We start from the raw sequence: 21110 nt of genomic DNA, 5'->3' as shown, positions 1-21110 counted from the left end.
AAAGGTAAGAATATGGTATCACAATGGGAAAACTTTCTGCAAAACTTGGGAGAATGGCACGGTTCTTTTACCCAGCTATCGCCGCGAGGAGAGGTACTTCAAGATACTCCTAGCATTATTTCTCTCGAAGGTTTCAATGACAACAAAAATGTGCGATTGAAACTCCGTCGGTTTTCTCCAAATCCTAGCGGTGTGGGCGAACCAGAAGTGAGCGAACTTGTTAGAGAATATCAAAGTTTGGGACGAGATATCCTATTTTTTGAGAATGGAGCTTTTTCTCAGGGAACTATTCAACTAGCGCCTTATTCTGAGTGCGGTGCCGAGTTTGGTTTTATCTACAATTATCGTCGGTTGCGCTTCCCTCTGACATACAATACCGACGGCAATTTATCAACACTTATCTTAATTCGGGAAAAGCAGCTTGATAAAAATGTCCCCGAACGTCCGCCTTTAACTGTTGACGATTTGCTGGGAGAGTGGCAGGGCGAGGCGGTGACAATGTATCCAGATTTGCGTTCTCCAGACTTTTATTCTACCAAACTGCAATTGCATTTGGAAAGTAGCGATCGCCTAGTGCAGAAAATTACTTTTGGCAGTAATGCTACTGTTATCAGTTCTAGCGCCAGCATTGACGGTTCTGTATTAAATTTTAACGAAGGTGCTATGCCCGTGCAAGTTGTGCTGCTTCCTGACGGCGGTTCTTGTACTTTACCTGTCAAGATTGAATCCCGAAAACCTATATTTTTCGAGGCAGGTTGGTTGGTAGAACCTGACTTGCGGTTTCGGATGATTCGCAGTTACAACGATCGGGGTGAATGGGTAAGTTTGACTTTAGTTACTGAACGCAAAGTTAGTCATTAATCCCGATCAGTTGTTGATGATTAAGATTGAATATTTTGGGCGGGCTATGAGCAACGCCCCACAATAAACTTAATGTATTGTGGAACGGGTCAGATGCCCGTTCTAAAAATAGTACAATATCTCAGAATTACAAACATTTTTCCGATTTAGGAACCGGATTTTGTTTCCTGAGTTTGCGAGTGAATCACCGCACTCCAATCATCATTGTTAACAGCAGCTTCCAGATGTTGGTGTCGTTCGCTATCACTTTGGGTTGCTGTTTCTAACTCTTTGGTAAGAGTGGAATCGGCCATTGCTTTGCGTAATTTCAGCTTCTTTTCCTCATAACCTTTTTGTTCCTCAGCAGACATAGCAGCGCGGGCTGCTTGGCCTACCGTAGCCGCCCACATTTCGCTGTCAGCACCGTTGCCCGGCGGAATGCTGCCAATTTCTGCTATCCAAGCATCGCGCAAACTTTCCATTTCTTCCCGCTTTGGGAATTTGAAAGTTTGCACACGCAGGAAAGCGCAATTTTCAACGCCATTTTGGGCAATGTGACCGTTGATTGAAAGCAGGATATTTCGCGAATAACCTATAAACTGAGTGTTGCGGGAAGTGTCCATTACAGCGTAAACGCCGGCGACTTTCGCGTTAGTTGCCAAATCGCGCCACGTATCGATCGACATTACTTGCGTGCCGTCGTTTTCTAATTCAGTAACAGTCGCTGCTGCGCTGTGTTCTGAGTCGGAACTGTATAAAAAATTGTGCAGTCCTTCATGGGCGACAGGTACGTTTTGATGTTCAATTGCTACGTCTCGATCGGCATTCACTTGATTAGCTTCCATTAAATTCAATTCCTCAAAAAATGTCAACTTTATTCATTAAATCCCACTTTCAGGGGCAGGTTGAAAAACCCACCCCACAATTAAGTTATCTTTGTGGAACAGGCATCTTGCCTGTTCTACTGTTTTTGTGGGACTTATCTACTTAACTTACGGCAATTTGTTGCAATTCCTCGTCAGTCAATTTAACTTCGAGCGCCCGCACAGAGTCCTCAATACTCGATACTTTGGTCGCACCGGGAATCGGAACTATGCAGGGCGATTGGGCCATCAACCAAGCTAATACTATACAGTAAACTGAAACGTTTTTTTCTGCTGCTAATTTTGCGATCGCGGGCATATCTTGCAAGCTTGTGGCGCGGCGGCTTCCTCCTAAAGGGCTCCAAGGAAAAAATGTCAGTTTTTCGGTTTCGCAATATTCCAGTACGCCGTCTGATTCTGGCTGTCTGTGCCAAGGATTATATTGATTCTGAACAGAGACAATTTCTACTGTATCGCGGGCGCGTTTGATCTGCTCTACAGAAAAGTTGGAAACTCCAATAAATCGAATCATTCCTGCTTCTACGGCTTCTTTTGCGGGTGCTAGGGCTGCTTCGATGGTATAAGCGGGATCTGGCGAGTGATATTGCCAAAGGTCGATCGGTTCCTTGCCGCCCAATGCTTCAAAACTTTCCCGAATTGTCTTGCGTAAATGATGGGGGTTGCCGTTGCGCGTCCACGCACCTTGAGGCCGCATTAAGCCGCCTTTAGTGGCCACTGTAACGGCCCTAACATCTCCGCTGTACTGTTGCAAAGCTTTGGCAATCAGGTGTTCGTTGTGGTGTTTGTCGGATTGATCTTGGCAGTAGGAATCTGCGGTGTCAATTAGGGTGACACCCAAATCGAGGGCGCGGTGAATTACCGCAATTGATTGCGATTCTGGCGGCCGGCCACTTAAGGACATTGGCATACCTCCAAGACCGATCGCGCTGATAGTAAAATTACTGTTACCCAGTTTTTTTCTTTTCATTGGTTTGCCTGCGTTTGCGTGGTGTATTTCCAGTTTACATTTCAAGGATAGGTTGAGATATTACATTTATTTAACTATCTAAGTAAATAGAAAAAAAATATTTTTTAGATAAGCTGTTTTGCCTTGAAAATGTATATTTCAATTCCCTATTCCCCAGGTGTCAAATCCTCTCCCTCTCAAACATAATAGACAATCTAGATGTGCAGCAGCTTACCTACCTACTTAACTAGCTGGAAGCGCTGGTGTAAAAGCGGAGGGCAAATTGCCAGAAGTAGCGGGAGAAAAATAACAGCCCGATCGCCAATATTCCCGCCCCTGTGATCCAAACGATTTCACCTCTCCCCAGCATGGCTTCTGCAGGCACAGTCGTCAAGAAGGCAACGGGAACTACGAAAGTGAAGAAAAATCGATAAGCAGCGGGATAAGCTGCCATTGGAAATCTACCCGCTTCTAACAATCCTTTGAGGACTTCGGTAACATTGTAAATTTTGACAAACCAAATGCTGGTTGCCCCTAACATAAACCATATACTGTAAAGAGTAATAGTTCCGAATAACAGCGGTATTGCTGTTAAAAAATAGTTGCCGATTGCTACGCCCAATTTGTTAGCAGCATACAGCAGCAATACGGTGCCCAAGATTAAATCTGGGATTCCCCAAGGCGAAACTGTGTTTGCAGATAGCCAGAATTGGGAACTGATGGGTTTGAGGAGTACGAAATCGAGAGTACCTTGCTGGACTCGATCAACAATACGGCTGAGATTAGGTGCTAGAAAGGTTGCCGAAAAACCCTGCAAAATCGTGAAAATACCGAGTACAACTAAGGCTTCTTCCCATTTCCACCCAGAAAACGTGTAACCGGTACGGTAGAACAAAAATAGCCCAAACAAGCTGCCCGCAAGATTTCCGAGGCTGCTGATGGCCGCGAGGACAAAGTTGATTCGGTATTCTAGTTCCGCTGCGATCGCCGCACCCCAGAACAATTTCAGTACGTGCAAATATCGTCCCATGTTTGTCGCCATTTTTTGCCGTGTAAATACTTAAATTCCCATATTGTAAAGCTTGTGTGAAGTTAACTGCTGTAGTGGCTGCTCATTTCACTATAACAATAAATTATTGATACCGTTTACGTAAGTAGTTTTACTGAGAAGGTATATTAAGTTATTTAACACAATTTAAACAAAAACTACAATTATTAAATTAAGTCAATTTTAAGCCCCTATATTTTGGCGATTATTAAGCATCGTTCATGTTTTGAGACAAAAATCTGCTTAATTGATTGGGAATACTAATATGTTACAAGTTTTAATATTATAAATATTTGACAAACATCTAGCCATACCCAAACTAAACACTTAGGATGGGGCATACGTACTCAAAAGAAATACGTAATCCAAAATACGTAATTATACGTAGCAAAGAGGGATCGAGAAATTGACTTAAGTAACAACACGTAAGGGAAAAAAGACATGGATGCTTTAACATTATCGAGACTGGGCGTCAAGCACACCAAGAGTGCAGTGGCCGAATCGCTGCGGATCAATACAGGATACGACGTGACAAGCCCAGTCACTTTTTACGGGATTGTCAACGAGCGCTGCAATGTAAAATGCCGGCAGTGCGAGTATTGGCGGCTCAAAGAATATAAAGACGAAATGACGATCGAAGAATGGCAAAATGCCCTCTTGAGCGTCAAAGAATTTGTGGGCGAATTTTCAATCAACTTTAGCGGCGGCGAACCTTATATTAAAAAAGGTTTTCTAGACTTACTTGCCTTTGCGAATAAAAATGGCATTCACGCCGGCGTCACCACCAACGGCTATTGCATGACCAGGGAAAACGCAGCCAAAACTGTCGCTGCTCGTCCTTTTAATGTGAATATGTCAGTTGACGGGCCGAATGCAGAACTGCACGATTATTTGCGGGGTCAACCGGGATTGTTCGATAGGCTTTCTAAAGGAATCGGTTATCTGCGCGAAGAACAAGAAAAACAGAAGGTCCTGTTTCCGATCAACGTCAAACCGACAATGAACCGACTCAATTTCCGCCACCTCCCGGAAATAGTCACCTGGGCTCAGGGAATTGGGGCGACGACGGTGAACTTCCAACCAGTCAACCGCTGGACACCAGAAACATACGAGGAATTGTGGATTGAAAAAGAAGACATGGAGGAATTTGCACAAGTAATCGAGCAGCTAATTGAAATGAAGAACAACGGTGCTCCGATTATGAACAGTGATGAAGTGTTGCGATTGATGATTCCTCACTTTGCCGAAGAAACAGCTCCTGATTCAACTCGTCCTTGTCGCGTTGGACTCCGCAATTACTGGATTGATACGCGCGGCGATGTGAAATTGTGCGATGAGTTCCCGGTAATTGGTAATGTAAAAAATGCCAGCGCCCGCGAGATTTGGTACGGAGAAAAAGCTCAGGAAGTCCGTCGCGATACCTTGAACTGCGGCAAGCTGTGTCTGATTACTTGTGTCTCGCAAAAGACGATTTTGGACAAGGTAAAAATGGGGGTAAAATTATTAAAAAATTGAGGTTTTATCTGTGTTAGTATTGCTTGGGTTTATGGTTACCGGGTTTTATCACAAACCCGGTTTTTAATTTATTTGTATTCGTTTTGGCTGTCGATTTCCATTTGTTCTTGAATGCGATATTTCTGCTCTTGTTCCTTTTGTTTGTATAATTATAGTTGTTCGCGATGGCGCTGACGTACCCTCTCTTATTCCGGTTTAATTCCACCTGTCCGATTTCCAACATCCGGCAAATTGTGGATGTTGTCTGCTGGAACAAATCTTCAGTAGCAATCAGGTCGTTTAAGAATTTTTCAACTTGGGTTTTATATTTGCGCGATCACAAACTCAGGAACTTCGGCAAAAACACCAGTTGCCGCCTTCAATGGAAAAAGTTTTGATTTTAGGATTACTTTCGATATAATTTTTCGCATTAATATCAACAGTATAGCTGTATCCTGGCAAATGCTGCAATTATTTAGCACAATCAAATATTGGAGTTCTGATTTAAACTAACAATTGCTTTAACTTCGCGAGTTAAATTTATCGATTTGGTTCCGCTTCTATTTGAGTGAATTCTGGTAGCTTTCTTTCTAATTCGCTGGCTATTTGCTGGCATCGGCGATAGCCATTTTCAGGCCAAAAAGAGCGATAGCCTGCGCGTTGAGAAAAAGACATAAAGTGCGATCGCCATTTCAACGACAGCTTCGATGGGATACTCAATAGCCGCCGCGCGGGTAATGAGGGCAATGCGGATGCGATCTGGTAGCTAAGCGAGGATGGATTGAGCGTCAGCCGGAATTTGGCGGGCTGCTTGCTGTTGTCCGTCGGTCATGAAGATGGGGAGCGATCGCAACTGAGCGCTGCTAATCTCAAGGATGCTATCATAGATTAACAGTTACTATGTCTTTATAGGTAAATGACATGAACGCTAAAGAATTGCTCATTAAAGAAGTGGATAATATCCCAGAATTTATATTAGAAGAAGTTTGGAATTTTCTGCAATTTATCAAAGCCAAGTATGATAAAGATAAGTTAGAAGCAAGCCTGATCAGTGAATCTTCTTTGCAAAAAGACTGGTTAAGATTAGAGGAGGATGAAGCATGGCAGAATTTGTAAAAGGTGATGTGATAGTTGTTCCTTTCCCATTTTCAGATTTAACACAAGCCAAGCGCCGACCGGCTTTAGTCATAGCAACTTTGGCAGGAGACGATCTAATTCTTTGTCAGATTACTAGCCAGACGCTCGCCGATCGCTATGCTATTACCCTTGAAAGTAGTGATTTTAGCGAGGGCGGACTTAACCAAACGAGCAACATTAGACCTAATCGCTTGTTTACCGCTGATTGAGAAATTATACTTTATAAAGCTGGTAAGCTTAAACCTGAGAAGTTGAACGAGGCGATCGCCAAGATAGTTAAAATTCTTCACCAGTAATTCTCTATTGTCAAGCGTTCCTCAGCTCAAAATGCTGTTTGACTACATGGTGTTGTGCGATCGCCCGCGCGTTGAGAAAAAGAGATAAAGTGCGATCAACCTTTTCACACTAAAAATGCGATCGCACTCACACTCTCAACCAAAGATCGCCCTTCTCATTCCACTAATGGCGATCACCCCATCACCTATAATTTTAATTAACATCCTGTCCCTTCCTTAAGCAGGGCTGGGGGGACAGGATGAAAGGGGAAACGAGGCTTAAAGCGATCGATAAACGCGATAGTTAATTTCAGGGAAAATATTATCAATCTCCTCAACCTTCTCCAACCAACCCGAATCAACTTTCCCTTCTTTCACTTCATCGTAAAGCTTGTGAAAGCGCATTAAGTGCGATCGAGTCCGCCGCACTGCATAGGGCACCATCGTCCCTGTACGCATGATAAATGCCCAGTCAGAAGATTGAGCTAGCAGCACTTCCCGCGCCGCCTGGTTCAAAGCACGATATTGCAACTCATCTTCCGGTTCCATACTTCCCAACTCAATCATCCGTTCTGCAGCCTTGTGCAAATGCGGGTAAATCCAAGCATTCGTCTCATTCAACCAATACTCGTGGAAACCCCGGAAACCCCAGCTAGACTGCGACGGGCGACAAACTTGCTGAGTCCGATTTCCCCGCAAATAATCGGCTAAGTGCGTCATCTCGTAAGTATTTTGGTCGTACCAACTCTTGCGGAACAGGTAATCTAAGAACCAAGGCCCTTCGTACCACCAGTGACCGAAAAGTTCGGCGTCGTAAGGTGAAACAATAATCGGCGGACGCTGCATAATCCCGTTCAGGTGCTCGACTTGCCGTTCCCGGTTAAAAGCAAAGTTGCTGGCGTGTTCGGCTGCTTTTTCCCTTGCCCAGTAAGGATCGTACAACTGTTTATCGCCTAAACCCAATCCGCGACCGGTGATTTTGTGATATTTAATCCCGGTATTTTTCCGCTGGCCGTTGGGCATGATGTAGGGCTTAATGTAATCGTAGTCAGCTTCCCAGCCCAAATCTTTGTAGAATTCGCGGTATTCGGCGGCCCCTGGATAGCCGACTTCCGAAGACCAAACCTGCTGCGAGGATTCGTGATCCCGACCGAAGGCTGCGACTCCGCATTCGGTGAAAATTGGGGCGTAGCTGCCGTAGCGGGGACGCGGGCGGGCGTAGAGGATGCCGTGACCGTCTGTGAGAAAGTAGCGGAGGCCTGCGTCGGCTAACATCCGTTCTAAGCCTTCATAGTAGGCGCATTCGGGCAGCCAAATGCCTTTTGGTCGGCGGCCGAAGTTTGCTTCGTAGTTGTCGCAAGCTACTTGAATTTGTGCCCAAACTGCTTCGGGGTACATTTTCATCAGCGGTAAATACCCGTGGGTGGCACCGCAGGTGATGATTTCGAGGTTGTTGGTGTCTTGGTGTTCTTTGAAGGCTTTGACTAAATCTCGATCGTACTTTTCCCAAAAGTTGCGGACTTGAGAGAAATGGGCGGCGTAATGTTCTGCCAAATAGCGGAGGTGACCATTTCCGCTATTGTGCTCGATTTCGAGATCCGCTAATTCTTCGAGTTTAGCCAAGTGGTCGTCGAAGCGGTCTTGCAGCAAGGGGTCGCGCAGCATGGCAACCAAGGGCGGCGTCATGCTCATGGTAATTTTAAAGTCGATGCCGTCGCGCTTGAGCCCTTCAAAGACTTGCAGCAGGGGAATGTAGGTTTCCGCGATCGCCTCAAACAGCCATTCTTCTTCTAAAACGTAGTCGCTTTCGGGGTGGCGGACAAAGGGCAAGTGGGCGTGGAGAACGAGTGCTAGGTAGCCAATAGTCATAAAAAAATTTGGTAAGTGGGAAACGAGCGTGTCTTTAGACCTGAGAGGGAAACGGCTAGGCGGTTTCAACCGCCGTGAATCTTTCCATTACACGGGGATTGCTAGATGGGAGTGTACTTTTGTAATGTACTTTCAGTGGGACAATTACCACATCCAACGTCGCAACCGGCAATCGCATAATGTTCGCTCCTTTATGAGCCTCTATGAGAGGGGTAATGTTAGCTTGCACCTTAGTTAAGGGCCGATACTATATCTAGGAAACTGATTTAACCCAATAAGTCTGTTTAATCCTAAATTTCGCTTGGCAAGGAACTAGCGAGAGCATTCCCTGGTAGGCCTTTAACTCTTACCGTTAACGTAGTACGCAGGTACGCCTCTGGTCAACTATGGTTTAAGTCTTAGGCCCGAAGCAAGAAGCGTATCTAGAGACCGGGGTCATTGACATTGATTTGGATGCCGTAGTTATTAACTGACGCCAGTTAGGCACAGCTTTAAAATATTTTAAGATTTTATGCTGAAACGGGACTCACAAAATGCCGTGTTTGTTTAATGGCCTTTCTCTAACAAACTAAATGTCAGCAAATTCTGATTTTCTGCTTGCTGTCGGATTAGGGTTGCTGCTGTTTGAGAGTCTACTGGCTTTGAGAAAAAGAATCCCTGGGCGTACTCACATTTTAACCCTTTTAGTATAGATAGTTGCGAGGCTTCTTCGACTCCTTCAGCTACTACATCCATGCCTAAATTGTGGGACAAAGTAACGATCGACCGCACAATTTCTGTCGGGTCAATGCCTCCTTTACTGAAATCGAACTCACCTCCCATCCTGCTAACAAAAGAGCGGTCTATTTTTAAGGTATTGGTGGGGAAGCGGTGCAGGTAGGAGAGCGAGGAATAGCCGGTGCCGAAATCGTCAATGCACAAGTCTATGTTTCGGGTTCTAAGCTGCACCAGCATTGCTGTTACTGAGTCGGAATTTTCTATGAGTACACTTTCGGTAATTTCTAGTTTTAAACTGCTGCCGTCGAGGTGAGTTTCTGCGAGAACTCGATCGATGTATTCGATTAAATCTGGCTGAGAAAACTGTTTGACAGAAATGTTGACGCTAACGCTCAACGGGGGGTGGCTGGGAAATAGCTGCTGCCACTGGCGGATTTGGTGGCAAGCTGTGCGAAGTACCCAGCGGCCGAGGGGTACGATCAAGCCGGTTTCTTCGGCGATGGTGATGAATTCGCCGGGGGAAACTAAGCCGCGTTCTGGATGCTGCCAGCGCACTAGTGCCTCAAAACTGGTAATTGTGTTATTGGCGATCGACACGATCGGCTGGTAGTGAATAATAAACTGGGGCGCTGGGGATAAGGGAGGTAAGGCTGATGCGGGGGATGGGGGAAAGTCTTCTTCTCTAGCCGGCTCTCTAATTGATTCGATCGCCCGCCGCAGGTCGTTTTCTAGCTGCAATAGCCGCAAAGCGTGGGCGTGCATGGAACTGTTGAAAACTTCGTGTCGGGATCTGCCGAGTTCTTTGGCGCGGTACATTGCTGTGTCGGCGTCGCGCAGCAGGGTTGTCGGTTCCACGTATTCGCCAGAACTCAAAGCTATGCCGATGCTGGCGGTGATAAATACTTCGTGTCCGTCTAGAAGGATAGGGGAGGTGATTTTCTTTTGCAGACGGTTGACAATGGTGGTAGCTTCATTGATGCCCTCGATGTCTTCTAACAACAGCACAAACTCGTCTCCTCCAAGGCGGGCCACTGTATCTCCGACCCTCAGACAAGCTTCCAGACGCCGCGCGATCGATACTAGCAGTTGATCGCCGATGGCGTGGCCGAGGGAATCGTTGACTACTTTAAATCTATCTAAATCGAGAAACAGCACGGCAAACAAGTAGTCTTTGCGCCGTTTTGCCATCCTCAGAGCGTGTTCGAGCCGATCAGTAAATAGCGATCGGTTGGGCAATCCGGTGAGGGCGTCGTGAAAAGCATCGTGCAGCAGTTGTTCTTCGGCGAGTTTGCGCTGAGTGATGTCGTGACAGTTAATCACGATTCCCTTGACTGCGGGATCGTACAGCAAGTTGGTGGCTACAGCTTCTACATAACACCAGGAACCGTTGCGGTGGCGGACTCGGTACTCAACTGGGCACTGGCTTCTTTTGGGGTTTTTAATGGCTTTGTGGAGGGTTTCGGTGATCGTGGCGCTGTCGTCGGGGTGAACTATTTCTAAGGCGCTGCGGCCGATCGCCTGGTGGGGCGCGTATCCTAAAATTCGCTTGACGGAAGGGCTGATGTAGCGGAAGATTCCTTCGGCGTCGAGAATGATCGTGATGTCTGTGGCGTTTTCAATCAGCGAGCGAAATCGCTGTTCGCTTTGGCGCAGTGCTGATTCTGCTTGTTTGCGATCGCTGATGTCGAGGGCTACTCCGTCTATAATTACGTCGCCGTGTTCGTTTTTGGAAAATTTAGCGCTGTCTTGCACCCACTTGACCTCCCCAGATCTTAGAACGATGCGGTACTGGCGATCGCATGGCAAAAGACTCGCTCTCGATGCTGCTACGAGGCTGTCTGACAAGCTTTTGTCCTCTGGATGGATGATTTCGGTCAAGAGTTCCGGGTGCGAAATCACTTCTTCGGCTCCGAACCCAGTAACTTCGCGCACGCCCGGACTGATGTATGGCATGGAGATTGTGCCATCGGAATGCAGCACGGTGCGGTAGACTGAGCCAGGAATGTTGGCTGCCATTGTGGCTAGCTGCTGCTGGATGCCGCAGACTGCTGCTTCGGCGCGCTTGCGTTCTGCAAGTTCGGTTTGGGCTTGTTGGTAGAGTTCGGCTTGGTGGATCGCGATCGCGCACTGATCGGCTATGGCTTTGAGTAGCGACAGTTCTTCGGCGCTCCAAGAGCGCGCCCGATCGCACTGATAGAGGCTAATTCCTCCCAAAAATGACCGCTGGTAGAGCAGTGGGGCGATCGCGACGGAGCGAAACCCTACCAACTGTGCTGATTCTTGCAGCGAGGGGCACAGTGTCGATAACTCGTCGATGATCAGGGTTTCCCCAGCCGCGAGATCGGATCGGTAGTGCTCGGCCACTTTGCAATTTAGCCCGACGAACCGTTCTCTGTTCGATGCTTTGCTGATGTAGCGAACTCTGATTCCGCCTTCAGCATCTGGCTGCAAGATGGCGCAGGCGGTGATTTCGAGAGCTTCGTGCAGTTGATCTGCTGTGGTTTGCAGCACTTCGTCGAGTACAAGGGTGAAGCGCATGGCTTGGAGGATGCGGTTGACGATCGCTTCTCGCTGAGCTTGCCGCTGAATTTGGGTGATCGCTTCTTGTTGCTGGCGCCGCATTTTGTATTCTTGGAGCGATCGTTCTAAGACTGTTGGCAACCTAAACAGCCGCCCTTTTAATACGTAATCAGTCATTCCGGCTTTGAGGCACTCAACTGCCGCTTCTTCTCCCAAACTTCCCGTTACTAAAATCAAGGGTATGTCTTGCCCTAATTCCTGCATTAATTTCAACACTTCTAAACCGTTGAAGCCTGGGAGGCGGTAATCTGAGAGTACAGCATCGTACTTGCAATTCTCCAGCAGTTTTCTGCACTCTGTTGCTGTTTCTGCCATGTCGCACTTAAAATTTACCCCCCCCGCTTCTAAGGCGAGCACTATTAATTCCATATCTTCTGCCATGTCTTCGATAATCAACAATTTCAATGTTGATTCCGCTACCATTTTTAGTAGATAGTTGGTCTGATTTATATCTAACATAAGGTATTGGGGAGGTTTTCAATTGGTTATTCGTGTTTTTGCTAGTAATTTTTTAGACTGAGTTTGGTTATTAATTTTATCTCGATATTTTTAGCAAAATCAATTATATACTCTACTCGCAAGACCTTTATTTAGCATCGGCCGTCGAGGGCTGACCGAACCCATTGGGGATCATCCCAATTTTTAAAAGAGCGTTTTTTAGGAGTACGAGCATCGTGCACCGCCAAGCCTAGATATTTCGCTTCCATCCCTGACACTGAACACTTCTGTCACACCACAATTCGGATGCTCTCACCGATTGTGACTTATTTAAGTGTATAAGAGTTTTAAATTCAAAATTTAAAACTCTTATACACTTAACTTATGAATCTATATTACCGTTTGAGATTGTTTGCGCTAGTTTAAAGTAAAACGTGGCTCCTTGACTAGGTAGGCTTTCGGCCCAAACCGTGCCGCCGTGGCGGTGAATAATCCGCTGGACGATCGCCAAACCGATGCCCGTACCTTCAAATTCTCTCTGGGAGTGCAGCCTCTGAAAGGCTCCAAACAGGCGATCGGCATATTCCATCGGAAAACCCACCCCGTTATCCTTGACAAAAATCGTCCCATCCGGTAAACCCTCAATAACTATTGTAGCCGGAGTGCGTCCGCGGCTGAACTTGACGGCGTTGCTAATCAAGTTGCTGAACACTTGTTGCAGCAAGGTTGGATCTCCCATTACTGTCGGCAAATCTCCGACGGCAAATTCAACGCTGTGGGGAGTTTGGGCCGGATCTGCGACGGTTGGGGGTTTAGTCAATTTAATCGCATTTTGTACCAAACGGCTCAGATCGATCGGAATTTGCCTCAACTCGGTGCGACTCACCCGCGACAGGGCGAGCAAACCGTCAATCAACAGGCTCATTTTTTCGCTGCTGTCTTCAATTATTTCCATATAGTGAACTATTTTGCGATCGCTCAAAGCCTCAGTTAATTCTAGCCGCTGTTTCAACGCTTCTACAAAACCTGAAATGTGTCGCAAAGGTGCGCGCAAGTCGTGGGAAACTGAGTAAGAAAAAGATTCTAATTCTTGATTGGCAGCTTCTAATTGCTCTGTGCGTTCTGACAAAGCTTGTTTTGTCTCTACCAACTCAGTGATATCGCGAGAAGTGCCAATTAAAGCATAAACCTTGCCGTCTATATTTCGGAGGGGAATTTTAAAAGTATCGTAGTAAGTCGTCTCGCCAGCCATCACAAATTTATCCTGCAAGTGCATAGTTTCGCCTGTTTCAAATACCTGCGAATTTTCCCTACAGAATTGTGCAGCTCTGCCTGGGGAAAAACATTCAAAAATCGTTTTGCCCTGCATCTCTTTCCTGCTATTTAATCCAGCAGTTTGGGCAACCGATTGGTTAACAAAAGACAGTCGCATATTCTCGCGATCTACCACAAAAATGTGATCGGGTAAAGCATCAAAAAAAGTCTCTAATTCTGCGGTACGCTGAGCGACTTGAGCTTCTAAAGTTTCGTTGAGTTCTTTGAGTTTAAATTCTACTCGTTTGCGTTCGGTGATATCTTGACCAATGCCGATACAACTGCCGTCTGAAAGACGAACATTTGCCCAAGAAGTGTCGATAATTCGCCCGTCTCTAACTTGTGTTTTGAAGTCGCTCCACTTCTGATTTGCTGCTTGGATTTCATCCCAAACATATTGACGGTATTCTGGCTGCGGATAAAATTCTGCCAAGATATCACGGTTTTTGATTTCTGCCAAACTCCAGCCTAGCACTTGTTCCCAGTGGCTGTTGACCCAGTTTATTTGACCATTTTTATCTAAGAAAGCGAGCATGATCGGCACGTTGTCGAAGATAGTTTGCAGCAGTTCTTTTTGCTGTTTTAATGATTCTTCGGCTTGTTTGCGATCGCTGATGTCGAGTACGGAACCGATAATTTGCCTCATTTGTCCGTCGGGCGTTCTTTTGAAGATTGTAGAGCGATCGTGCACCCAGCGCCATTCCCCATTTTTGTGTTTTATTCTGTAGTCTCTGTCATCGGTTTCATAGGGATTGCTGCTGTGTTTTAGTCGATCCATACCTGTAATTAGCTTTAACAGATCCTCGGGATGAACTAAGTTAGCGACAGCATCTATACCGAAATCTTGCCATTCTTTAGGAGTGTAGCCGAGTATGGCTGTGACAGATTCATTTGCATAAATATTTTTGTTTTCTACTGCATCGTAGATGTAAAGAAAGTTGGGGATTGTTTTCAGAATGCTTTCTAAAAGTTCTTGATGTTTTTGCAGTTCCCATTCTGCCTGCTTACGGTCGCTTAAGTCTAGCACAAAACTGACGCCAAACTGTTGCGTTTGTTCTAAAAATGTGCTACCCAACATCACCGGAACGCGGCTACCGTCGGAGCGTATAAATTCTTTCTCAAAGGGAACAACCGTATTTCTCTCCTTCAGTTCTGCAACTTTTTCTGTATCTATACTCACGTATTCTGGTGGTGTCATTTCTTGCCAGTTAACTCTTCCGGCAAGCAGCTCGTCCCGCGTATAATTTACCGTGGTTAAAAAAGCGGCGTTGGCATCTATAATGCGGCCGTCAAGATCCCAAAAAATTAAGCCGATCATATTAGAATCAACTATGGCTTTAAATTTGGATTCGCTTTGTCGTAACTGATCTTCGACTTGTTTTAGTTCTGTGATGTCGCGGGAGATGGATAAAACTGTTTCTACTGAATTGTCTTCAGCAAACTCGGGAATGACTCGACAGTGGTAATATTTTATTCCCTCGGAAGTGGGAAAGTCAAATTCTATAGTCTCTTGTTTGCCGCTACCAAAAACTTTCATAAAAGCCTCATCCCACAGGTTGCACAATTGCGGTGGTATTCCTGATTCTTGGTTGGTTTTACCAATCAATTTTTCGGCATTTTTTCCAATAGTTGATTCTACTGCTGGGTTGATATAAAGGAGGCGTAGTTGGCGATCGAACCGGGCGATAATATCGGTCGCATTTTCGGCGATGGCGCTGAAAGCTTGTTCGCGCCGATGCAGTTCTTCTTGAGCGCGCTGGAACTCGGTTATGTCTCTGGCAAAAGAGAGAATTGAAACTACTGTTCCCGATTCATCGATGAGTGCAGAATTGTACCATTCGCAGTAAATTATCGAGCCATCTTTGGTATAGTTGCGGTTGCGGCAAACGTTGCGGGTTTCTCTGCTGTGTAACAGTTTATTTGTGACGGCGCACACTTCCTCGAAGTCTTCTTGATAAACTATTGACCATTCGTGCCAGTATTTGCCAATTACTTCTGCTGCACTCCAGCCAAATATTTGTTCTGCCATTGGCGACCACCGCACTACCCGAAATTCTTTGTCCCACTCTACAACTGCCATTGGTAAGTTTTCTAGATGAAATTCCCGCTGCGAGTTGGCTTTTTTTATTTGAGTTTGAAGTTGCTGGCGGAGTTGCTTAGCCTCGGTCAAGCGATCGCTAATTTCCTGTGTGTTTGCTGAGCCGGCGTTGGCAAGGTGAGCAATGGTTTCTGCTGTTTGTTTTTCGAGTTCGTTCCAAGCGAGTTCGAGGGCTAATTCCGCCTGCTCTAGCTCAGTGATGCTGTTCTGAAACAGTTTGGCACTTTCAACTGGAATTTCAGGCATAGTTTTGACACTTAGGCAAGTGTTACTTTGAGAATTCTAAATTAAAGCTTAAAAAATAAAAATATGTAATTTCCTGTTAAATTATACATTTTTAATTTTTAGTCTGTGCGTGGAGCCGATCATTGGAGGCGGCGCGCGTTATTAAATACTGCCAGTAAAAGGATTTGGGGTGTAGATTGATCAGCAATTGTGGTGGATGGATCTAAAACTCTCCTGGGTAAGGGAAGGGTGCGGGCAGGAGCTGGCCCTAAGTATATTTTTGCACAGAGTTGTTGTTTGGGGGCGATCAAAAGGAGAGCGGCGTGGCTGCGGGCTTGGGTCGAGCGCGAATCTGTAGCAGGGCGTTGCCTATGCAGATCCCCATTTGTCTCAACTAAACACGCTTTCCCCAAGTCGGTCAGGGGTTTAAACCTGCCGAACTCAGGGTTTGACACGCTTGTTGACACCAATGAAACCGCCGCTACCTCCAAATACTCTCCAATCACTTTGGTCAATAAAAAGCTAAAATAAAATCTAAAGTTATTCAGTCTTTTAAATTGCTTATGACTGCTTCTGCACCCTCTTCGATAAAAAACCGAACTCAGTACGAAGCCATTATCGGCCTCGAAACTCATTGTCAATTAAGTACCAATACTAAAATTTTCTCCAGTTCTTCTACAGAATTTGGCAATGCCCCAAATACTAACATTGACCCAATTTGTATGGGAATGCCGGGAGTTTTGCCCGTATTAAATCAAAAAGTGCTGGAGTATGCGGTGAAAGCAGGGCTGGCTCTCAACTGCGAAATCGCACCTTACAGTAAGTTTGACCGTAAGCAATATTTCTATCCCGATTTGCCGAAAAATTATCAAATTTCTCAGTTCGATTTGCCGATCGCTACTAACGGTTGGCTAGAAATTGAACTCGTGGATGAGACGGGAAATTCTACTAGAAAAAAAATCGGGATTACTCGCTTGCACATGGAGGAAGATGCCGGAAAATTGGTTCACGGCGGTAGCGATCGGCTCAGCGGTTCAACTTATTCAATGGTGGATTACAACCGCGCTGGTGTGCCTCTAATCGAAATTGTTTCGGAACCGGATTTGCGATCGGGCGCGGAAGCTGCCGAATACGGTCAAGAATTGCGCCGGATCGTGCGCTACATCGGTGTTGGCGACGGGAATATGCAGGAAGGTTCGCTCCGGTGCGACGTGAATATTTCGGTTCGCCCCGTGGGCAGAAAAGAGTTTGGCACGAAGGTGGAAATTAAAAATATGAACTCTTTTAATGCGATCGAACGGGCGATCGATTATGAGATCGAGCGGCAAATTCAAGCTGTGGAAAATGGCGAAACCATCATCCAAGAAACCCGGCTTTGGGATGAAAACAAGCAGTGTACTTTCAGTATGCGGGTTAAGGAAGGTGCGAGCGATTATCGGTATTTCCCGGAACCGGATTTGCCTCCGATCAAAGTTTCGGCCGAGCAATTGCAGGATTGGCAAGCTCAACTGCCGGAATTGCCGGCAATGAAGCGCAATCGCTACGAAACTGAGCTCGGTCTTTCTCCCTACGACGCGCGGGTGCTGACTGATGACAAAGCGGTGGCAGAGTATTTTGAAAAATCGATCGCCGCCGGTGCTGTGGCTAAACAAGCTGCCAATTGGGTGATGGGCGATATTACTGCTTATCTGAAAAATGAAAAGCTGGCGATCGCAGAAATTCCTTTCCAACCGCAGGATTTAGCCGAACTGCTGGGGCTAATTGAGGCCGGTACGATCAGTGGCAAAATCGCTAAGGATATTTTGCCGGAGTTGCTGGCAAACGGTGGTTCGCCTCAGAAGTTTGTTGAAAGCAAGGGTTTGATTCAAATTTCGGATACTGGGGCGATCGATCAGGCGATCGATGCCGTGTTGGCAGCCAATCCCAAGGAGCTGGAACAGTACAGAGCCGGTAAAACTAAGCTGCTGGGCTTTTTTGTCGGCAAGGTGATGAAGGAAACGGGCGGCCGCGCCGATCCCAAACTGACGAATGAGCTGCTGGTGGCGAAGCTTAACGGCCCAAGCTAAGCAATTATTAAGGCAGGGCTGTTTCATTCTCACCAAAAACATGAATTTTGACTCTGTAGGGGTAGTGCCCCCGTGCCTACCCCCCCGTGCCTACCCCCCCGTGCCTACCCCCCCATGCCTACCCCCCCGTGCCTACCCCCCGTGCCTACCCCCCCGTGCCTACCCCCGACCTAGACGATTCGATCGGCAGATCAGACCAAGAGGGTCGGCACGGGGGCACGGCCCCTACGCAGAAGGAAACAGCCCTGCGTTAAGGGGAGCGTGTAGCGGATACAGCGGCGGGCGATCGGTTTTTCCTGAACTCGCTGCGATCCCTGGATCGTAACTTTATAATTAATCTACATTTCTTTACAACATCTTCACGTTTGGGGGTGACACCCCTCATCCCTATCATGTTATATTGTGTTATGTAGATGCACCCTGATGGCAGAGAGAGTTACTTAGGTAGCTCTCTCTTTTTTTGGTCTTTTTTTTTCACGGACGTGAAAATACGGATGGGGAGAGGGGGGTTGGTCATACCGATTCCCGATTACTGATTACCGATTAGCAATTACCGCTTTGAGTCGATTAATATCAACTTTAGTTATTAACTAATTTTGACATTATGAGCGAACAAGCTAGCGAGCTAATCAAGCAGGGGATTTCGCAATATCAGGCACGGCAATTTGAGGCGGCGCTTGGTTCTTGGCAGGAAGCGCTGGCGCTGTATCGCTCAATGAACGATAAGCGCCGATCGGGTGCGGCGCTGGGTAATATGGGCGTAGCTTACGAAGCGCTGGGAAATTATGCTCAGGCGATCGACTGCTACCAGCAGCATTTGGCGTTAGCGCGGGAAATTGGGGATCGCCGGGGCGAGGCTAATGCTTTGGGAAATCTGGGCAATGCTTGCTGTGCTCTTGAGGATTTTTCTGGTGCTATTAATTACCAGCAACAGCGTTTGGCGATCGCGCGGGACACTGGCGACGGGCGCTCGGAGTTGGAAACTTTGGGCAATTTGGCGCTAGCTTACGATGCTAATGGAGATTTGCCTGGTGCGATCGAATGCTATCACGAGCAGTTGTCGATCGCGCGCGCCTGCAAGGACGATCGCATTGAGCGCAATGCCCTCAAGTATTTGAAGCTTGCTTATAAGTATTTAGCAGATTACGAGAAGGCAGACGATTACCGACAGCAGCAATTGGCGATCGTCCGGGAACTGTTTTTAATTGATAAAAATAAGAGTTTTGTACAACTTGCAGAAACAGTTGGTTTGAATCCGATTGAGGATTTTGCTGGGGCTAATTTAAGCGGTTTTGACTTGCACTACGCTGATTTTAACGGTGCTGATTTGCGCGAAACCAACCTTCGAGGGGCAGATTTGACTTTGGCAGATCTCAGCGGTGCTTTGCTGAGCGCTGCTATTTTAATTGATGCTAATTTGTGTAATGCTAATTTGCGGGATGCTGAACTCAGCAGCGCCAATTTGAGCGGTGCTGATTTGCGGACAAAGCTGCCCCGTGCGAATTTGAGCGGTGCAAATTTAACCGGCGCAAATTTGAGCAGTGCTTATTTACCGAATGCGATTTTAGTAAATGCAAATTTGACAAATACTGATTTCAAGAATGCTGATTTAAGCGGTGTTAATTTGAGTGGTGCGAATTTAAAAGGTGCTGATTTGAGCCGCGCTGATTTGAAAAATACGGTGGTTAAAAATGCGAATTTTTATGGTTGTGTCGGAATTTCGGAAGCCCTGAAAGTTGAATTGATGGCACGGGGCGGGATTTTTGAGTAGAATTAATGGGAAATATTGGTAATTGTAGAGGGTAAGAAAAGCTATGACTGCCGTAACTGCAAAACGATTCTCGATCGCCGAATATCACCGTTTGGGAGAACTGGGATTTTTCGCTCCCGATGAGCGAGTTGAATTGATTCGCGGAGAAATTATCATTATGGCTGCTAAAGGTAGGCTTCACTCTGTTTGTAATTCGCTGCTGTTAGGAGAATTGTACGCGCTGGTGGGAAAACGAGCGATCGTGCGCGGTCAAGAACCCATTATTTTGACAGATGATAGCGCACCAGAGCCTGATGCTGTTATTGCCCGCAATCGAGCCGATCGTTATTTATCTTCTCACCCGGAGCCTGCTGATATTTTGTTGGTAATTGAGGTTTCCGATTATACGTTGAAGTACGATCGCACAACCAAGCTGTCTCTCTATGCTGAGACTGGGATTTCTAATTATTGGATATTTAATTTGGTTGATAATGAACTGGAAATGCACAGCGAACCTTATCAGAAACAAAACGGAAGTTATAGTTATCAATTGCAACGAGTTGTTTTGCCAAATCAGACGGTGGTAATTCCTGATTTTTCCGAGCTATCTCTGGATTTGTCTTTGGTATTTCCAGCCTAGGCTTCCTTCGATGATATAATGCAAAAGTGCGATGGCTACGCCTCAGCTTGCGCCTACGAACTCTTCAGCAAAGTAGCACTATGACAGCTAAAACTCTCGCTCCACCTGAACAAATTGTCGAGCTATCGGGTATCAGTTGGCAAACCTACGAAGCTTTGCTAGCCGAAATCGGCGATCGGCAAATTCGACTGACATATAATCGCGGCAATCTTGAAATTAGGGTACCTTCTCCCGAACACGAACGTTTCAAAACAATAATAGGTCGATTTGTTGAAACCTTAGCGGAAGAATTAGAGGTGAGAATTGAGCCCCTTGGTTCCACAACTTTCAAACGTCCTGAACTTAGCGGTGTAGAACCGAATGAATGTTTTTACATCCAGAATATTAGTGCAGTTAAAGGCAAAAAAAGAATCGACCTGACTCAAGATCCGCCGCCGGATTTAGTGGTAGAAATTGATATTACCAGTCGTTCCGAAAATAGTTTGCAGATTTATGCGGATCTGGGAGTGCCGGAAGTTTGGATTTATAATGGATCGCGACTCAGAATCAACAGATTAGATAATGGAGAATACGTTGAGGGCGAGATCAGTTTAGCATTTCCCAGCTTACCTATATTAGAGATTGTTAGATTTTTGGAACAAGCAGAAACAATGGACTATTTGGAATTAGTAAAAGCATTTCGGAATTGGGTAAAAAGCCAAATTCAGCAAAACCAATGAGTTGCGGATAAAATTAAACAAAATTTACAATTGTGTCCACAAAAAAAGCTGTATTGTGATAAAATAGAGA

Annotated in this window: 15 protein-coding genes; 8 read left to right on the top strand and 7 right to left on the bottom strand. The window is 46.1% G+C overall.

Annotation, left to right across the window (positions count from 1 at the left end; genetic code table 11):
- The first annotated feature begins 12 nt into the window (after positions 1–12).
- Complete coding sequence (locus QUA10_RS10815) at positions 13–861, top strand: DUF3598 family protein (RefSeq protein ID WP_333080208.1); 849 nt, start codon at positions 13–15, stop codon at positions 859–861.
- A gap of 146 nt (positions 862–1007) precedes the next feature.
- Here the strand turns inward: QUA10_RS10815 and QUA10_RS10810 are convergent, their stop codons facing one another.
- The 3 genes from QUA10_RS10810 to QUA10_RS10800 form a co-directional block, all read right to left on the bottom strand.
- Positions 1008–1685 (bottom strand): GIY-YIG nuclease family protein, encoded by a 678-nt coding sequence (locus tag QUA10_RS10810; RefSeq protein WP_333080209.1) that lies wholly within the window; start codon positions 1683–1685, stop codon positions 1008–1010.
- A gap of 142 nt (positions 1686–1827) precedes the next feature.
- Positions 1828–2691, bottom strand: coding sequence for an aldo/keto reductase (locus QUA10_RS10805; protein ID WP_333080210.1), 864 nt, complete (start codon positions 2689–2691; stop codon positions 1828–1830).
- Positions 2692–2917: 226 nt separating this feature from the next.
- On the bottom strand, positions 2918–3712 hold the full coding sequence (locus tag QUA10_RS10800) for an ABC transporter permease (protein WP_445243546.1): 795 nt from the start codon (positions 3710–3712) through the stop codon (positions 2918–2920).
- Positions 3713–4159: 447 nt separating this feature from the next.
- Here QUA10_RS10800 and QUA10_RS10795 point away from each other — a divergent pair, with 447 nt between their 5' ends.
- On the top strand, positions 4160–5233 hold the full coding sequence (locus QUA10_RS10795) for a radical SAM protein (protein WP_333080211.1): 1074 nt from the start codon (positions 4160–4162) through the stop codon (positions 5231–5233).
- 519 nt (positions 5234–5752) lie between these two features.
- Here QUA10_RS10795 and QUA10_RS10790 read toward each other — a convergent pair.
- Entirely contained in the window at positions 5753–5887 is a 135-nt protein-coding gene (locus QUA10_RS10790) for a hypothetical protein (protein WP_333080212.1), read from the bottom strand.
- A gap of 246 nt (positions 5888–6133) precedes the next feature.
- Between QUA10_RS10790 and QUA10_RS10785 the strand changes: the two genes are divergently transcribed.
- Together QUA10_RS10785 and QUA10_RS10780 are read left to right on the top strand one after the other, a co-directional pair.
- Positions 6134–6328, top strand: a complete 195-nt coding sequence (locus QUA10_RS10785) for a hypothetical protein (protein WP_333080214.1) — start codon at positions 6134–6136, stop codon at positions 6326–6328.
- A complete protein-coding gene (locus QUA10_RS10780) occupies positions 6313–6558 on the top strand; it encodes a type II toxin-antitoxin system PemK/MazF family toxin (RefSeq protein WP_333080215.1) in 246 nt (81 codons plus the stop codon). The genes QUA10_RS10785 and QUA10_RS10780 overlap by 16 nt, the downstream gene beginning before the upstream one ends.
- A 345-nt stretch (positions 6559–6903) precedes the next feature.
- On the opposite strand, the gene QUA10_RS10775 is transcribed toward QUA10_RS10780, so the two are convergent.
- From QUA10_RS10775 to QUA10_RS10765, 3 genes are all read right to left on the bottom strand, one after another.
- Positions 6904–8493 carry a glycoside hydrolase family 57 protein gene (locus tag QUA10_RS10775; protein ID WP_333080216.1) on the bottom strand — a complete coding sequence of 530 codons (1590 nt, stop codon included), beginning with the start codon at positions 8491–8493 and terminating at the stop codon, positions 6904–6906.
- Between the two features lie 546 nt (positions 8494–9039).
- Positions 9040–12213 (bottom strand): EAL domain-containing protein, encoded by a 3174-nt coding sequence (locus QUA10_RS10770; protein ID WP_333086241.1) that lies wholly within the window; start codon positions 12211–12213, stop codon positions 9040–9042.
- 397 nt (positions 12214–12610) lie between these two features.
- Entirely contained in the window at positions 12611–15886 is a 3276-nt protein-coding gene (locus QUA10_RS10765) for a PAS domain S-box protein (RefSeq protein WP_333080218.1), read from the bottom strand.
- A gap of 542 nt (positions 15887–16428) precedes the next feature.
- Here QUA10_RS10765 and gatB point away from each other — a divergent pair.
- The 4 genes from gatB to QUA10_RS10745 all read left to right on the top strand — a co-directional run bounded on the left by gatB (position 16429) and on the right by QUA10_RS10745 (position 21040).
- On the top strand, positions 16429–17931 hold the full coding sequence (gatB, locus tag QUA10_RS10760; RefSeq protein WP_333080220.1) for an Asp-tRNA(Asn)/Glu-tRNA(Gln) amidotransferase subunit GatB: 1503 nt from the start codon (positions 16429–16431) through the stop codon (positions 17929–17931).
- Positions 17932–18535: 604 nt separating this feature from the next.
- Positions 18536–19702, top strand: a complete 1167-nt coding sequence (locus QUA10_RS10755; protein ID WP_333080221.1) for a pentapeptide repeat-containing protein — start codon at positions 18536–18538, stop codon at positions 19700–19702.
- A gap of 43 nt (positions 19703–19745) precedes the next feature.
- The gene (locus tag QUA10_RS10750) at positions 19746–20321 is read left to right on the top strand and encodes a Uma2 family endonuclease (protein WP_333080223.1); all 576 of its coding nucleotides are present in this window, start codon (positions 19746–19748) and stop codon (positions 20319–20321) included.
- An 80-nt stretch (positions 20322–20401) separates the two neighbouring features.
- Entirely contained in the window at positions 20402–21040 is a 639-nt protein-coding gene (locus QUA10_RS10745) for a Uma2 family endonuclease (RefSeq protein ID WP_333080224.1), read from the top strand.
- Positions 21041–21110: the final 70 nt, after the last annotated feature.

The organism is Microcoleus sp. Pol8_D6 (assembly GCF_036700965.1).
Classification (GTDB): domain Bacteria; phylum Cyanobacteriota; class Cyanobacteriia; order Cyanobacteriales; family Microcoleaceae; genus Microcoleus.
This window is presented reverse-complemented; position numbering and strand designations above follow the sequence as displayed.

Coding starts and splice junctions, on each gene's coding strand:
- QUA10_RS10815 (WP_333080208.1), top strand. CDS start 13: ATGGTATCACAATGGGAAAACTTTCTGCAAAACTTGGGAGAATGGCAC.
- QUA10_RS10810 (WP_333080209.1), bottom strand. CDS start 1,685: ATGGAAGCTAATCAAGTGAATGCCGATCGAGACGTAGCAATTGAACAT.
- QUA10_RS10805 (WP_333080210.1), bottom strand. CDS start 2,691: ATGAAAAGAAAAAAACTGGGTAACAGTAATTTTACTATCAGCGCGATC.
- QUA10_RS10800 (WP_445243546.1), bottom strand. CDS start 3,712: ATGGCGACAAACATGGGACGATATTTGCACGTACTGAAATTGTTCTGG.
- QUA10_RS10795 (WP_333080211.1), top strand. CDS start 4,160: ATGGATGCTTTAACATTATCGAGACTGGGCGTCAAGCACACCAAGAGT.
- QUA10_RS10790 (WP_333080212.1), bottom strand. CDS start 5,887: ATGTCTTTTTCTCAACGCGCAGGCTATCGCTCTTTTTGGCCTGAAAAT.
- QUA10_RS10785 (WP_333080214.1), top strand. CDS start 6,134: ATGAACGCTAAAGAATTGCTCATTAAAGAAGTGGATAATATCCCAGAA.
- QUA10_RS10780 (WP_333080215.1), top strand. CDS start 6,313: ATGGCAGAATTTGTAAAAGGTGATGTGATAGTTGTTCCTTTCCCATTT.
- QUA10_RS10775 (WP_333080216.1), bottom strand. CDS start 8,493: ATGACTATTGGCTACCTAGCACTCGTTCTCCACGCCCACTTGCCCTTT.
- QUA10_RS10770 (WP_333086241.1), bottom strand. CDS start 12,213: ATGGTAGCGGAATCAACATTGAAATTGTTGATTATCGAAGACATGGCA.
- QUA10_RS10765 (WP_333080218.1), bottom strand. CDS start 15,886: ATGCCTGAAATTCCAGTTGAAAGTGCCAAACTGTTTCAGAACAGCATC.
- gatB (WP_333080220.1), top strand. CDS start 16,429: ATGACTGCTTCTGCACCCTCTTCGATAAAAAACCGAACTCAGTACGAA.
- QUA10_RS10755 (WP_333080221.1), top strand. CDS start 18,536: ATGAGCGAACAAGCTAGCGAGCTAATCAAGCAGGGGATTTCGCAATAT.
- QUA10_RS10750 (WP_333080223.1), top strand. CDS start 19,746: ATGACTGCCGTAACTGCAAAACGATTCTCGATCGCCGAATATCACCGT.
- QUA10_RS10745 (WP_333080224.1), top strand. CDS start 20,402: ATGACAGCTAAAACTCTCGCTCCACCTGAACAAATTGTCGAGCTATCG.